This is a genomic window from Pseudoalteromonas sp. NEC-BIFX-2020_015 (genome assembly GCF_012952265.1).
Lineage (GTDB): Bacteria > Pseudomonadota > Gammaproteobacteria > Enterobacterales > Alteromonadaceae > Pseudoalteromonas > Pseudoalteromonas neustonica.
On sequence record NZ_JABCJL010000005.1, the window covers coordinates 118943 to 132358 of the forward strand.

The 13416-nt window shown below is 39.8% G+C and carries 11 protein-coding genes; 9 read left to right on the top strand and 2 right to left on the bottom strand.

Annotation, left to right across the window (positions count from 1 at the left end; all coding sequences use genetic code 11):
• The first annotated feature begins 15 nt into the window (after positions 1 to 15).
• From rpe to trpS, 3 genes are read left to right on the top strand one after another with little or no spacing between them, the layout of a single operon-like run.
• Positions 16 to 699 (top strand): ribulose-phosphate 3-epimerase, encoded by a 684-nt coding sequence (gene rpe, locus HH219_RS05485; RefSeq protein ID WP_169326857.1) that lies wholly within the window; start codon positions 16 to 18, stop codon positions 697 to 699.
• Positions 699 to 1364, top strand: a complete 666-nt coding sequence (locus tag HH219_RS05490; RefSeq protein WP_169326858.1) for a phosphoglycolate phosphatase — start codon at positions 699 to 701, stop codon at positions 1362 to 1364. Before rpe ends, HH219_RS05490 begins: the two co-directional genes overlap by 1 nt.
• A gap of 48 nt (positions 1365 to 1412) precedes the next feature.
• Positions 1413 to 2417, top strand: coding sequence for a tryptophan--tRNA ligase (trpS, locus tag HH219_RS05495; RefSeq protein WP_054204869.1), 1005 nt, complete (start codon positions 1413 to 1415; stop codon positions 2415 to 2417).
• Positions 2418 to 2537: 120 nt separating this feature from the next.
• On the opposite strand, the gene HH219_RS05500 is transcribed toward trpS, so the two are convergent.
• Entirely contained in the window at positions 2538 to 2810 is a 273-nt protein-coding gene (locus tag HH219_RS05500; protein WP_054204868.1) for a hypothetical protein, read from the bottom strand.
• A gap of 274 nt (positions 2811 to 3084) precedes the next feature.
• Between HH219_RS05500 and HH219_RS05505 the strand changes: the two genes are divergently transcribed.
• The 3 genes from HH219_RS05505 to HH219_RS05515 all read left to right on the top strand — a co-directional run bounded on the left by HH219_RS05505 (position 3085) and on the right by HH219_RS05515 (position 6123).
• Complete coding sequence (locus tag HH219_RS05505) at positions 3085 to 5271, top strand: winged helix-turn-helix domain-containing protein (protein ID WP_169326859.1); 2187 nt, start codon at positions 3085 to 3087, stop codon at positions 5269 to 5271.
• A gap of 259 nt (positions 5272 to 5530) precedes the next feature.
• Positions 5531 to 5776 carry a hypothetical protein gene (locus HH219_RS05510; protein ID WP_169326860.1) on the top strand — a complete coding sequence of 82 codons (246 nt, stop codon included), beginning with the start codon at positions 5531 to 5533 and terminating at the stop codon, positions 5774 to 5776.
• 62 nt (positions 5777 to 5838) lie between these two features.
• Complete coding sequence (locus HH219_RS05515; RefSeq protein WP_169326861.1) at positions 5839 to 6123, top strand: hypothetical protein; 285 nt, start codon at positions 5839 to 5841, stop codon at positions 6121 to 6123.
• Positions 6124 to 6324: 201 nt separating this feature from the next.
• On the opposite strand, the gene uvrA is transcribed toward HH219_RS05515, so the two are convergent.
• Positions 6325 to 9150 carry an excinuclease ABC subunit UvrA gene (uvrA, locus tag HH219_RS05520; RefSeq protein ID WP_054204865.1) on the bottom strand — a complete coding sequence of 942 codons (2826 nt, stop codon included), beginning with the start codon at positions 9148 to 9150 and terminating at the stop codon, positions 6325 to 6327.
• Between the two features lie 164 nt (positions 9151 to 9314).
• On the opposite strand from uvrA, the gene HH219_RS05525 reads away from it, so the two are divergent.
• The 3 genes from HH219_RS05525 (at position 9315) to HH219_RS05535 (ending at position 13403) form a co-directional block, all read left to right on the top strand.
• Positions 9315 to 10682, top strand: a complete 1368-nt coding sequence (locus tag HH219_RS05525; protein WP_054204864.1) for an MFS transporter — start codon at positions 9315 to 9317, stop codon at positions 10680 to 10682.
• Positions 10683 to 10702: 20 nt separating this feature from the next.
• Entirely contained in the window at positions 10703 to 11425 is a 723-nt protein-coding gene (gene ssb, locus HH219_RS05530) for a single-stranded DNA-binding protein (RefSeq protein ID WP_169326862.1), read from the top strand.
• A 205-nt stretch (positions 11426 to 11630) separates the two neighbouring features.
• Positions 11631 to 13403, top strand: coding sequence for an EAL domain-containing protein (locus HH219_RS05535; RefSeq protein ID WP_152960620.1), 1773 nt, complete (start codon positions 11631 to 11633; stop codon positions 13401 to 13403).
• Positions 13404 to 13416: the final 13 nt, after the last annotated feature.

Consider the following 13416-nt stretch of genomic DNA (forward strand, 5'->3'; position numbering starts at 1 on the left):
TCTATGGGTTTGTTTATGTTAGATACTTTGCCAAAATATTTAATCGCTCCGTCAATTTTATCAGCTGATTTTGCGCGATTAGGAGAAGATGTTGATCGTGTTTTAGCCGCAGGTGCGGATGTGGTCCATTTTGATGTCATGGATAACCATTATGTGCCAAACTTAACCATCGGCCCTATGGTTTGCAAGGCGTTGAGAGATTACGGTATTACAGCGCCAATTGATGTGCATCTAATGGTAAAACCGGTAGATAGCTTGATCCCGCAATTTGCCGAAGCTGGCGCATCCATTATTACTTTTCATCCAGAAGCAAGTGAGCATATAGATCGCACTTTACAGTTGATCAAAGATCACGGCTGTCAAGCGGGTTTAGTATTCAACCCAGCTACGAGCTTAAGCTATTTAGAGCATGTAATTGACAAACTCGATGTGATCTTACTTATGTCGGTTAATCCAGGGTTTGGCGGACAGAGTTTTATTCCTCATACTTTGGAAAAGTTACGCCAAGCACGAAAAATTATTGATGATTCAGGCCGTGCAATTCGTTTAGAAGTTGATGGTGGTATTAAAGTCGATAATATTGGTGCTGCTGCCCAAGCTGGTGCTGATATGTTTGTTGCGGGCTCTGCTATTTTTAATCAGCCTGATTATAAAACGGTTATTGATCAAATGCGTGAGCAATTACAAGGTGTTAAGTAATGAAGTACGAAGCTGCTTTATTTGATTTAGATGGCACCTTAGTTGATAGCGTTTATGATTTATATATAGCGATGAATCTGACTCTATCTGATCTAGCTTTCCCAATTGTTAGCCAACGCTTGGTTGAAAGTTGGGTTGGTAATGGCATTGAGACTTTGGTGAAGCGTGGTTTAAGTGGTGATATGCAAGTCAGTGAGCATTTAGACACAGCACTTGCCGATAAAGCGATTGCACTTTTCTATGGTCACTATGAACAGCAGGTCGGCGAGTACAGCGTATTATATCAACACGTAGAAACAGGTCTGGCGGCATTACGCGGTATGCCAAAAGCGTTAATAACTAATAAAGTACGACGCTTCACTGAAAAGCTACTTGATAAGTTGGCTTTAACAAGTCATTTTGATGTAATAGTATGTGGTGATGATATGGCTAAAAAGCCGTCACCTGAGCCACTGTTGTTTGCTTGTCAGCAATTAAATGTACAAGCGAGCCAAGCAATTATGATCGGTGACTCAAAAAGTGATATTTTAGCGGCGCAAGCAGCCAGGATAGATGTGGTTGCGTTGACTTATGGTTATAACCAAGGGGAGAGTTTAAGTGATTATAATCCGCAGTACCTCTGCGGTACATTCTTAGATATACTACCGGTGCTTAATCAGCGGTAAACGACATTTAATTTTAGTATTTTAATTTTAGCAATATAAAGGAACATCATGAGTAAACCAGTAGTGTTAAGTGGCATTCAGCCAACCGGTGGTATGACAATAGGCAACTATGTTGGCGCTATTAACCAGTGGCTTAAGCTACAGGAAGACCACGAAAGTTACTTTATGCTGGTTGACTTGCATGCGATAACAGTACGCCAAGATCCAAAGTTGCTTCGGTCACGTGTATTAGATGGCATCGCGCTTTATGCCGCATGTGGTATTGATCCAGAAAAAGCCGCGTTATTTGTGCAATCACAAGTGCCAGAGCATGCACAATTAGGTTGGGTATTAAATTGTTATGCGCAAATGGGCGAGCTGAATCGCATGACCCAGTTTAAAGATAAATCATCAAAGCATGCTAACAATGTGAACGTTGGTTTATTTGCTTACCCGGTATTACAGGCCGCTGATATTTTGCTTTATCAAGCAGATCAAGTACCAGTGGGAGATGATCAAAAACAGCATTTAGAACTTACGCGTGATATCGCGACACGTTTTAATAATTTATACGGCGATGTGTTCACAGTTCCTGAACCTTATATCCCTGAGTTCGGCGCGCGTGTAATGAGCTTGCAAGATCCACTTAAAAAAATGTCTAAATCTGATGAAAATCCAAATGGTTACATCATGTTGTTAGATGAACCGAAAAAGATCGAGAAAAAGCTGAAAAAAGCAGTAACTGATTCAGACGAGCAGGCACGTATTTATTTTGATCGTACTGAAAAACCAGGTGTATCTAATTTACTTACTCTTATGTCAGTAGCGACCAAGCGTTCGATTGAAGAGTTAGTGCCAGAGTACGAAGATAAAATGTATGGTCATCTGAAAAAAGACACCGCTGATGCTGTTGTTAGCATGATTGAGCCAATTCAAGCGCGCTTTAAAGAAATTCGTGAAGATCAAACATTGCTTGATAACATCATGAGGACAGGAGCCGAAAAAGCCAGCGCACGTGCAGAGGTAACGTTAAAGGCAGTTTACAATGCACTAGGATTTATACCACGCCCGTAATCTCGCTTTAGTCGATAAAAAACCGCTTTCGAATACTATTCGAAAGCGGTTTTTTATTTTTAAGCAAATCGTATTCTATCTACACTAACATATTGGCAGTGTAGCTTTTATTAAACAGCATTATAGGTTATCGAGCTTATCTGATAATTCTTTGTTTATTTTTTTATGTATGTCGCTCATTGATTTTTCTAAGCTCATATCTAGTTTTGTACTTAAGCTGCTTTGAAATGCTTGTTCTTTTGTATGTGAGTATTGTGTTATCGATTTAGGGAGGTGAGCACTGCTAAGTTGTTGCATTACTAACTCAGGCTTACCCGCCGCCATTGTCGCAGATGAAGTAAATGCCGCCGTGATAATTAATGCTGATAGTGTTTTTTTGATTAAATTTTTCATAATAGAATCCTATTGTTTATTTAATATATAAGAGCAAAAGTTAACTGCGAATAGTTTAGCGGTTAGGTTTGCTGTTGACGGTGATAAGAATAGCGCTAGGGTTTACTAAAGTCGCTTATCTAGATATAAGCAATTAATTGATAAGGTTCTTTGTTTTATTATCATTCAAAATCAAGAGGTTAATTTTAAATGTTATATTTATAGATAAGGTTTCACTACATAATTAGTCGTCCCTGTGCTAGGGTTCCAGCATACAAAAAAAGAAATAATGATTATGAATTATCAAATCGGACCTTGGCAATTTATTGAAAGTCGCTGTGTTGTCGTTGCAGAAAATATAGAACGAGAATTAGATCCGTTACTGGTTAAATTACTCATGCACTTTATTAGTAAGCCGCAACAAATTATTGCTCGCCAAGAGCTGGTTGAGCAGGTATGGCGGCAAAGTTTTGTTGATGATAATGCCATCAACCGCGCTATTTCAGAGCTTCGTAAGCAACTATCTCACCCTGTAGAAAAAGCACCTTTATTAAAAACTCACTATCGTAAAGGCTATAGCTTGAGCGTTGCGGTAACATTGTTAACGGCAACGGAATTAACGACAACTGAGCAAGCGAAAATAGGGCTGCCCTCAAAAACAGCAATAAAGGAGCCCTTAGATAGCAAAAACGTAGGATCCACGGTTATAGAAACGCTTACTGAGCACAATAATCTAGAATCACTCGATGTTGTGAAGTCGAATAAAAGTAAGCAATACGGCCTGTATGGCTTGGTGTTAATTATCTTCTTTACTCTTACCGTTATAGGCTGGTTTGTAATACAAAAGCCAGTTAAATCAGAGGATATAGCGCAATTTAGTGTGATTAACACCAGCACAAAAATCACCCCAAGTACTTGGAATATAGGGGCGGAATCAGTGCCTTTACTGTCCTTTGATAAGCAGTTTTTAGGTTACAGCAATAGCGATATGATGACTCAGCAATCTCGCGCATATGTGAAGCGGATAACGGATCAACGAGAAATCCAACTTGATTACAAAGATTACGATGTGTCTATATTATCCTGGCAGCATAAGCAGCACAGTGTATTGCTACAAGCGACTAAATTAGCAGAACAACAATGTTTAATGGTGTTAATCGATTTACATGAGTTTCCTAATGTAGGTAGTAAACAAGTTATACGTGACTGCGATTTACGCTATACAGGTTATGCACAGCTTGATGAAAGCGGTAAGTTTTTATATTATTCTGAATATAAAAACAAGCAAGGCGGAGCGGGGCTTTACAGATATAACACCTTTTCAAAACAAGAAACAACGTTAGTGCCAAGTTCTGAAGTGATGTTTGGTGTGCTGATTCCACGCATTTCTCCTTCAGGTAAATATGTAGGCTATATTCAAGCTACGCAAGGACAACCTTTTTCACTTTTTGCCTACAATTTGCAGACAACAGAGACTAAACGCTTGTTCCAAGCAGAGGCGAAAAGTATTAGCTTCGCATTTGATTGGATACCTGATGAAGAAAGTGTACATATCTCTGAAAATGACAGATTAACCACTGTCAATATAGCTGACAATAAAACAACTGTTCGTAAGATATCACCTTATATTTCACCTTATTATATTGCAGCTCAATCTTTAAATAGCTTTTATTTTTCTCCATCACAAACACAGCAATTTTCGATTTTCAAGGTAACCGATTTATTTTCGCAAAAAATGCAAGGACAGCGGTTATATGAATCACAAGGTAATAATTATAATGCGGCTCCCTTTAATAAGGATGGGTATGCAAGTACATTATTCGTCTCTAGTCGTTCAGGAAGCGCCCAGTTATGGTCAGATACACAAGGGCAACAAACCCAACTAAGTGATTTTACTGTTGAGCATGGCACGCCTAGCTTTGGCTTTGTGCGAATGTCAGGGAACGACAAGTTTTTACTATTAAAGATCAATAAAGAGTTAACATTCTTCGACCTTCAGACTAATAAGCTACATGCAGTAGAGGAGTTAAAAGGATTAAAAATTGTTAGCTATGCTTGGTCAGATAATAGCGAGAAAATATGGTTTATTGAGCAGCAGGCTACAAGCTATCAATTATGGCAGTTTAACCTGCTAACGCGTGAGCTAAATAAACGTAATGATATAGCCCCTTACACTTTGATCAATAATAACCAGGGAAAAAGCTTTGCTGTGACGAATGAAGAACTAGTAAGATTAGCGGATAATAAACGTTGGCAGATCCCCAAAGCACAGCAAGCGACTTCGTTTCACGCAATTAATACAGAGTATTTATATATAAGCGATGGCATCTCGCGCGTGGCTCGATTTAATTTGGCGAATAGTGAAACGGAAGAAGTGCACGTTAATTTTAAATCATTTTCTTTTAACGTAAACGACAATAACGAGCTGTTATTTAACCGCCGTGATGTTAAAGACACACAGATAAAGTTAGTGAGTTGGTAGCTCGTCGCCTGCAGCCAGTTTTTACGTGTTTTGCTGCTATGAGGGAATTGCCGTTGAATAACGTTAGAGAATGAAGAGGGCACCCACTCTAAAGTTTGTATTTTTCAAAAGTAAATTTATGGCTGCCCCTTTGATTTGTGCTTTTGTTTCTCATATGTGAAATAGCTGAAAAGTATAGTAGTTGTAGTTAAGGTTGGATGAAACATATAGCTAACGACTTCCTTAAATTGTTCAAATATTTATGCAGATTGGTATAATTATGGATCCTTTAGAGAAACTTGCTGAAAAAAACAGAAGGCACGAAGAAATACGTAAGAAGGAACGGCTTGAAGTATTAGGCCACTTACCTTTTTCGCTTATTTCTCTTGTTGTATATATTGCTATTTTTGTCTTTCTTGGCACAAATAGCTACGATCCTAATGATTTAAATTTGCAAGAGATGTCCAAACAAGTTTGGTTTTTTGCCATGGTTTTAAGTGCTGGCGTTGGTGCTATATGTTTATAGGTAGTTTATCTTTTTTGCTATGGATACATCTGATTGCTCGACACCTTAAAAGTAAAGTGTCAATGATAAAGCTATTTTTCTTATCTTTTTTTTCATTAAGTATCAGCCTGTTCCTGCTTTTACTTGGTAGTTACTTTGATGTGTTGATACACAATAATGCACATTCAATTGCTAAATTTATGCGGTTTGGTTTTGAAGTAACGCCGTTTCCAATCGAAATGGCAATAAATTTTGTAATAGTGTTTTTTGCTATGCTTTTATTGCAAGTATCAATGTATGTCGCTGCATTGCCTTTCAAAGCAAAAAGACATGCTACAGAAATTAAAACTAAAACAAATAGGCCTTAACTTTGACAATAGACAGTTGTGTTCTTTTTGACCGCCTTGCTGTGACGGTCAACTCTCAATCGCCAATTCTAAATAAATAAGCAAATTTGGTTACTTGGCCAACCTTAAGAAAGTAGTTTACTACAAACATAGAGTGATGTTTTCTTATTGTGGCCTGCTTTATGGGCTGTCAAAATAAGACTGCCACAATTTTTAAAACCCTTATTTTAATAATAAGGGCTTTAAGTAATGGCCCGTATGTGAGCGCTCACATTCAGCGACTTCTTCTGGCGTACCAGCAATTAGAATTTCACCACCACCGGCGCCACCTTCAGGACCTAAATCAACAATCCAATCTGCTGTTTTGATCACATCTAAGTTGTGCTCAATGACAACAATCGTATTGCCATGGTCACGTAAACGATGCAAAACGACAAGCAGTTGTTCAATATCGGCAAAGTGTAGCCCTGTGGTTGGCTCATCAAGAATATACAAGGTTTTGCCGGTATCACGCTTTGATAGCTCTCGAGCGAGTTTAACTCGCTGTGCTTCACCGCCAGAGAGTGTGGTAGCAGCTTGACCTAAACGAATATACGATAAACCAACATCCATCAATGTTTTTAGTTTGCGTGCAATTGCTGGTATTTTATCAAAGTAGTCATGCGCATCTTCAACAGTCATTTCAAGTACTTGATGAATATTTTTGCCTTTGTATTGTACTTCTAAAGTTTCGCGGTTGTAACGCTGCCCTTTACATACATCACAAGGGACATAAACATCCGGTAAAAAGTGCATTTCGACTTTGATTACGCCGTCACCTTGGCAAGCTTCACAGCGTCCGCCTTTAACGTTAAAGCTAAAACGACCTACTTTATAACCACGAGAACGTGACTCTTGTGTGCCGGCAAACAACTCACGAATACCTGTAAATATACCGGTATAAGTTGCAGGATTTGAGCGCGGAGTACGGCCAATTGGGCTCTGGTCGATATCAATGACTTTATCAAAGTGTTCAAGGCCGCTAATTGATTTATATGCAGCGGCTTCTGCGGTTGTGGCACCATTGAGCTCAGTATGTGCAAGCTTAAATAAAGTGTCGTTTATTAGCGTTGATTTACCTGAGCCAGACACACCCGTAATACAGGTCATTAACCCAAATGGAATTTTTAAATCTACATTTTTAAGATTGTTGCCTGTAGCGCCAAATAACTCTAACCACTTATCATTAATAAGGTGGCGTTGTGCGGGTACTTCAATTTTACGTTTACCAGATAAAAACTGGCCAGTGACAGATTCTTCGCTTGCTAAAATATCATCACGAGTACCTTCAGCTATAACATAACCTCCATGCACACCAGCACCTGGACCAATATCAATAATATGATCAGCCGCACGAATAGCATCTTCATCGTGTTCTACGACAATAACTGTATTGCCTAAATCACGTAAGTGAATAAGGGTTTGTAATAGGCGGTCGTTGTCGCGTTGATGTAAACCAATTGAAGGTTCATCAAGTACGTACATAACACCGACAAGACCTGCACCAATTTGGCTCGCTAGGCGAATACGCTGTGCTTCACCACCTGATAAGGTATCGGCGCTGCGCTCAAGTGAGAGGTAATTTAAACCAACATTGATTAAAAATGACAAACGATCGCGAATTTCTTTTAAGATCTTTTCTGCGATCTGGCCTTTTTGACCCGTTAAGCTTAGCCCTTCAAAAAAGGCCATGGCTTCACCAATACTCATTGAAGTAATGGTTGGTAAATTAGTTTGACCTATAAATACGCTACGCGCTTCTTGGCGCAAGCGTGATCCCTTACAGCTTGGGCATGCTTGGCTTGTTTGGTATTTTGCTAGTTCTTCGCGTACAGAGTTTGATTCTGTCTCGCGGTAGCGGCGGTTCATATTATTGAGCACACCTTCAAACTCATGGTTACGGGTAATTAAATCACCACGGTCATTACGGTAGTTAAAAGCGATTTTGGTATCGCCAGAGCCTTCAAGAATTATTTTTTTAGCATCTTTAGTGAGTTCTTGAAAAGGGACTTCTAAATCAAATTTATAGTGATCGGCAACGGCTTGTAGCATTTGGAAATAATAAAAGCTGCGTTTATCCCAGCCCTTTATAGCGCCACCTGACAAACTAAGTTCCGGGTTTTGTATAACGCGATTAGGATCAAAGTACTGACGAACGCCTAAACCATCACAGCTTTGACATGCTCCTGCGGGATTGTTAAATGAGAACAGGCGCGGTTCAAGTTCACTCATTGCATACCCACACGTTGGGCAAGCAAAATTAGCAGATAAAAGCAGCTCTTCGCTATCAGGGTCATCCATTGAGGCAATAGTTGCAACGCCTGATGAAAGTTCCAAGGCTGTTTCAAATGACTCAGCTAAACGTTGTTGTAGGCCATCTTTTACTTTAAAGCGATCAACCACAACTTCTATCGTGTGCTTTTTATGTAATTCTAAAGTTGGGGGATCTGATAGGTCGCATACTTCACCGTCAATACGGGCACGAATGTAACCTTGGCTCGAAAGCTGCTCAAGTAATTTTACGTGTTCGCCTTTACGCTCTTTTACTACCGGAGCAAGCAACATTAATTTACTGCCTTCAGGAAACGCCAAAACAGTGTCGACCATTTGGCTCACTGTTTGCGCAGCAAGGGGTAAATCATGTGTAGGGCAACGCGGCTCACCAACACGGGCAAACATTAAACGTAAGTAATCATATATTTCGGTAATGGTACCAACGGTTGAGCGTGGGTTATGCGACGTTGATTTTTGCTCAATTGAAATGGCGGGTGATAAGCCTTCAATATGATCAACATCGGGTTTTTCCATTAAAGATAAAAATTGTCTGGCGTAGGCCGATAAAGATTCAACATACCGACGTTGCCCTTCTGCATATAACGTATCAAATGCTAAAGACGATTTACCTGAACCAGATAGGCCAGTGATAACAATTAATTTATCACGGGGGATGGTTAGGCTGATGTCTTTTAAATTGTGCGTTCGGGCGCCTCGGACTTCAATGTTTTCCATGCTATCTCGTTTCATTACCAAATTGATTTACTGAGTATCTCATAATACGACAGAAGATTAATCCTTGATCAATGAAAAATCATCGCTTAGAGGCGATTATTTATTAGCGAGCTTGTGGTAGAATCCCTGCTCGAATTTTAATAGACAGCAAGAACACGCGAATCATGACAGCATCTTCACTCAATTCACGAGAAAAACGCGCCGCAGTTTCCCTAGCGAGCGTGTTTGCATTTCGTATGCTTGGCCTATTTATGTTAATGCCAGTACTGGCTATTTATGGGCAAGATTTATCTGGTTTTTCACCGCTTTGGATTGGTTTTGCAATTGGCGCGTATGGATTAACGCAGGCTGTATTACAAATTCCCATGGGTTGGCTTTCCGATAAAATCGGCCGCAAAAAAGTTATTGTTGGTGGCTTATGCGTATTTGCTTTGGGCTCTGTTATTGCAGCCATGGCTGATTCTATGCAAATGGTTACCGTAGGTCGTGCATTACAAGGTATGGGAGCTATTGCCAGTTCTTTACTTGCCTTTGCCTCCGATTTAAGCCGTGATGAACAACGTCCTAAGGTGATGGCTGTGATTGGTATGAGTATTGGTATGAGCTTTGCTGTAGCCATGTTACTTGGGCCGATGGTTGCTGCTTCTTGGGGAATTGCAGGGGTATTTTGGCTTACCGCTATTTTGGCTGTTGCGGGTATTTTTATCGTGCTGTTTTTAGTCCCAAAAGCCGTAAATAAAGCCCCAAAGGGCGATACATTGGCAAGCTTCACTGATATTAAAAAATTGATTAAACACCCCCAATTAGCTCGTTTAGATTTAGGGGTTATGTTGTTACATTTAACGCTTACGACTATTTTTGTTGCATTACCAGGACAACTAATTGCCAAGGGGTTAGCTGCACAATCACATTGGCAAGTGTATATTCCCGTACTCATATTAGCATTTTTATTAATGGCGCCAGTGATGATTATTGCCATTCGTAAAGAAAAAGAAAAGCAAGCGTTTATTGGCTCTATCGCCTTACTGGCACTGAGCATGTTGGCAATGGCGTTTGGCGTAAACTCAGTAATAGGCATGGCGTTATGTATGTTGGCATACTTTATTGCGTTTAATTTTTTAGAAGCCACCATGCCCGCCTTGGTTTCGCGGTTAGCGCCAGCTAATCAAAAAGGATCTGCGATGGGGGTATTTTCATCGGGGCAGTTTTTTGGTGCATTTTTAGGTGGTATTTTAGGGGGTTACGTTGCGCAATCAACAACCCCGCAAGCAGTGTTTGCCGCAGCCGCAGTTGTTGGGGTAATATGGCTTATCCTTGCGTGGAATATGCAAGTCCCGCCAAGAAGTAAAATGATAAGCTTAATGACAGAATTAAGTAACGAGGAGCAAGCGCAATCCCTCGCTTCTCGTTTAGTTGCTTTGCCGGGCGTAATTGAAGCAACAGTAGTTTGTGATGAAAATCGCAGTTATTTAAAGATTGATGACAAAAAATTTGACCTAGACCAAGCCCGAAAAATGGCTGGTTTAATCTAACGTTTATAGGAGAGTAGTCCATGGCACGCGGTGTAAATAAAGTAATCTTGGTTGGTAATTTAGGTCAAGATCCAGAAGTACGTTATATGCCTAATGGCAACGGTGTAGCGAACATTACTTTAGCTACTTCAGATAGCTATAAAGATAAAAATACCGGTCAAATGGTTGATAAAACAGAATGGCACCGCGTAGTATTTTTTGGCAAGCTAGCTGAAATTGTAGGTGAATACTGTCGTAAAGGTTCGCAAATTTACGTTGAAGGTAAACTTCAAACACGTAAGTGGACTGATCAACAAGGCCAGGAAAAATACACGACAGAAATCGTTGTTGATGGTTTCACTGGCCAAATGCAAATGCTGGGCGCACGTGGCGGCGACCAACAAAGTGGTGGCTATCAAGGTGGTCAGCAAGGCGGTGGTCAATCTCAGGGTGGTTATCAGCAGCAAAATGCACCACAACAAGGTGGTTATAACCAACAAGCAAATGCACCAGCAGCACAACCACAACAAAGCTACTCACCTGCTCCACAGCAACAAGCACCTGCGGCTCGTCCACAGTCAGCGCCTGCAGCAGCGCCACAACAAAGTAATCAATATCAAGGTGGCCAAGGTGGCGGATATGCTCCACAAGGCGGCGGACAGCCACAAGGTGGGTTTGCACCTAAACCACAAAGTGCCCCACAAGGCGGCGCGTCAAATCCGATGGAGCCACCAATCGATTTTGACGACGATATCCCGTTCTAAATCATGGTTAACTTGAAAAGTTTTATTGAAAGCCGCTATTAAGCGGCTTTTTTTTAGTTTTATTAGAAAGTAGTCATACCGTATGAGCTCCGCTTTGCGTAAACCCAAATGCATGACTGTGGTTTAACCCCGCAATATAAACCTGCCACAGTATCTCCTAGGAAATTTCTTTAAATCCAGCTGTAGCCTTGTGTTAATAAGGATCTTGAACAACACTTTAGCTATTAAAAATAATAGCGAAATAATAAAAGTGATTGAATCGAGGAATGCACAAATGCGTATGCTGAGCATCTATGTGATTGCTTTTACGCTGTTACTTGGCATATTTAATATTATGCTAGGGGAAGTTTTACATCAAAAAGTTCACCACACAGGTGGGCAGTTGGCAAAGCAAGTTTATGATTTAAAAATAGATGTTATTACTGAACGAGATGTAATAGCAGCGCTTGCTGAAAATCATGGGTTTATGCTCGAACCACACGAGGCACCACTGCACTTTTCTGCATTCATGGCAGAGGAAAGCGAGGTGTTCAGTTATAAATCAGTGAGCTTAAAGCTATACCATTGGCCTTCATGGATTGTTGAAAGTTATTTATTTATCTTATTGAATCTAATATTAATAGGAGTCGCTGTATGGAGTTATCGCTGGTGGTGTGTTTTATTTAAAAGTAAGCTTAAGCCTGTTTTGAGTGCACCTCAAGATGATTTACCATTTACATTAGCTAAGTCTGTTGAAGATAAAATTGAAGAACCGCATATAGATAAAAGTAATCAAGAGCTTAAACAACTTCCGCCAGAGAACGCGCTCACGACCTTGTATGCTATACAGAATAATTATAATCATCTTTTTGCGTTATTTTACTGTGGTCAGCCATTTCCACATAATATTGATTTAGAAAACCACTTTAAGCTCGTTATTGTAAAAGGCTTTAAAGAACTGTCTAAAATTTCAGTAAAACTTCTGCCTTCAGGCGGTTTGGCTATTACCTTAGAGAATATTTCCCAGACAGATGTTGATAATTATATGAAGCGCTTACATCAAATAATATTCCAAGCTGCGTTGGTATACCGTGGTGACTTGTCCCGTAAAGATGTAAAAGTAGGTGTGTGTAATTACCGTGATGGTGCCGATCAAACGATTGTTTATCAATTAACTAAATCTGCATTAGTGCAGGCTAAACAAAGTGCGTGGCAGCATATTCAACGAATTCCATTTAATTATACTCGTTCAATCGAGTTAGCTGAAGGTGCGGATACATTACCTGATTACATAACGAAGAAAAAGTTTATGTTGTTTTTTCAACCTTTGTTTGATTTGGCAACAGGCGAAATGTTACAGCATGAGGCTTTAATACGCATTAGACATAAGTCTTTAGGAATGCTATCTGCTCGACAGTTTATCCCACAGTTAACGAATGAGACAGCGATAGTGCAATTGGATCAGGCGGTTGTTGAGCAGGTAATTAAATTATTGGAAGCTGAGCCTAGCTCGTTAACGGTGAGTATTAACGTGCACCCACTTAATTGGTTTAGTCGTCAATTTTGGTTATGGTTTGATAAAAAAATGCGTAGCTTTAAAGGCTCGAATAAGCTTCAATTCGAGATTTTAGAAGATGATTTTTACCAACATCTCCCTAAACTAACGTCTGCATTGAGCGCTATTAAAGCCATCAGTGGTACTGTATTAATTGATAATGTGACCACCAGTAATAAAATAGGTTTACTGGAGCCTTATAAAATAGTGAAAGGCTTAAAGCTTAGTTTTGAGCTGATCCATAATATAGATAGTAATCTAAAACAGCAAAAAGCTGTTCGCCAAATTGTTTTGCAAAGTACACGTATTAATCTACCCGTATATGGAGTGGGAGTTGAGACACAATTGGAGCTCAATACATTAAAAAAATTAGGCGTAGTGGCGGCGCAAGGCTTTTATTTTACTGAACCACTGCAAGAATTTAATCAAGTAACATCTAGTTAGGTGTTACTTATAT

Bases quoted from the DNA above. Each gene is read 5' to 3' on its own strand.
- rpe (WP_169326857.1), top strand. From the start codon at position 16: ATGTTAGATACTTTGCCAAAATATTTAATCGCTCCGTCAATTTTATCA.
- HH219_RS05490 (WP_169326858.1), top strand. From the start codon at position 699: ATGAAGTACGAAGCTGCTTTATTTGATTTAGATGGCACCTTAGTTGAT.
- trpS (WP_054204869.1), top strand. From the start codon at position 1,413: ATGAGTAAACCAGTAGTGTTAAGTGGCATTCAGCCAACCGGTGGTATG.
- HH219_RS05500 (WP_054204868.1), bottom strand. From the start codon at position 2,810: ATGAAAAATTTAATCAAAAAAACACTATCAGCATTAATTATCACGGCG.
- HH219_RS05505 (WP_169326859.1), top strand. From the start codon at position 3,085: ATGAATTATCAAATCGGACCTTGGCAATTTATTGAAAGTCGCTGTGTT.
- HH219_RS05510 (WP_169326860.1), top strand. From the start codon at position 5,531: ATGGATCCTTTAGAGAAACTTGCTGAAAAAAACAGAAGGCACGAAGAA.
- HH219_RS05515 (WP_169326861.1), top strand. From the start codon at position 5,839: ATGATAAAGCTATTTTTCTTATCTTTTTTTTCATTAAGTATCAGCCTG.
- uvrA (WP_054204865.1), bottom strand. From the start codon at position 9,150: ATGGAAAACATTGAAGTCCGAGGCGCCCGAACGCACAATTTAAAAGAC.
- HH219_RS05525 (WP_054204864.1), top strand. From the start codon at position 9,315: ATGACAGCATCTTCACTCAATTCACGAGAAAAACGCGCCGCAGTTTCC.
- ssb (WP_169326862.1), top strand. From the start codon at position 10,703: ATGGCACGCGGTGTAAATAAAGTAATCTTGGTTGGTAATTTAGGTCAA.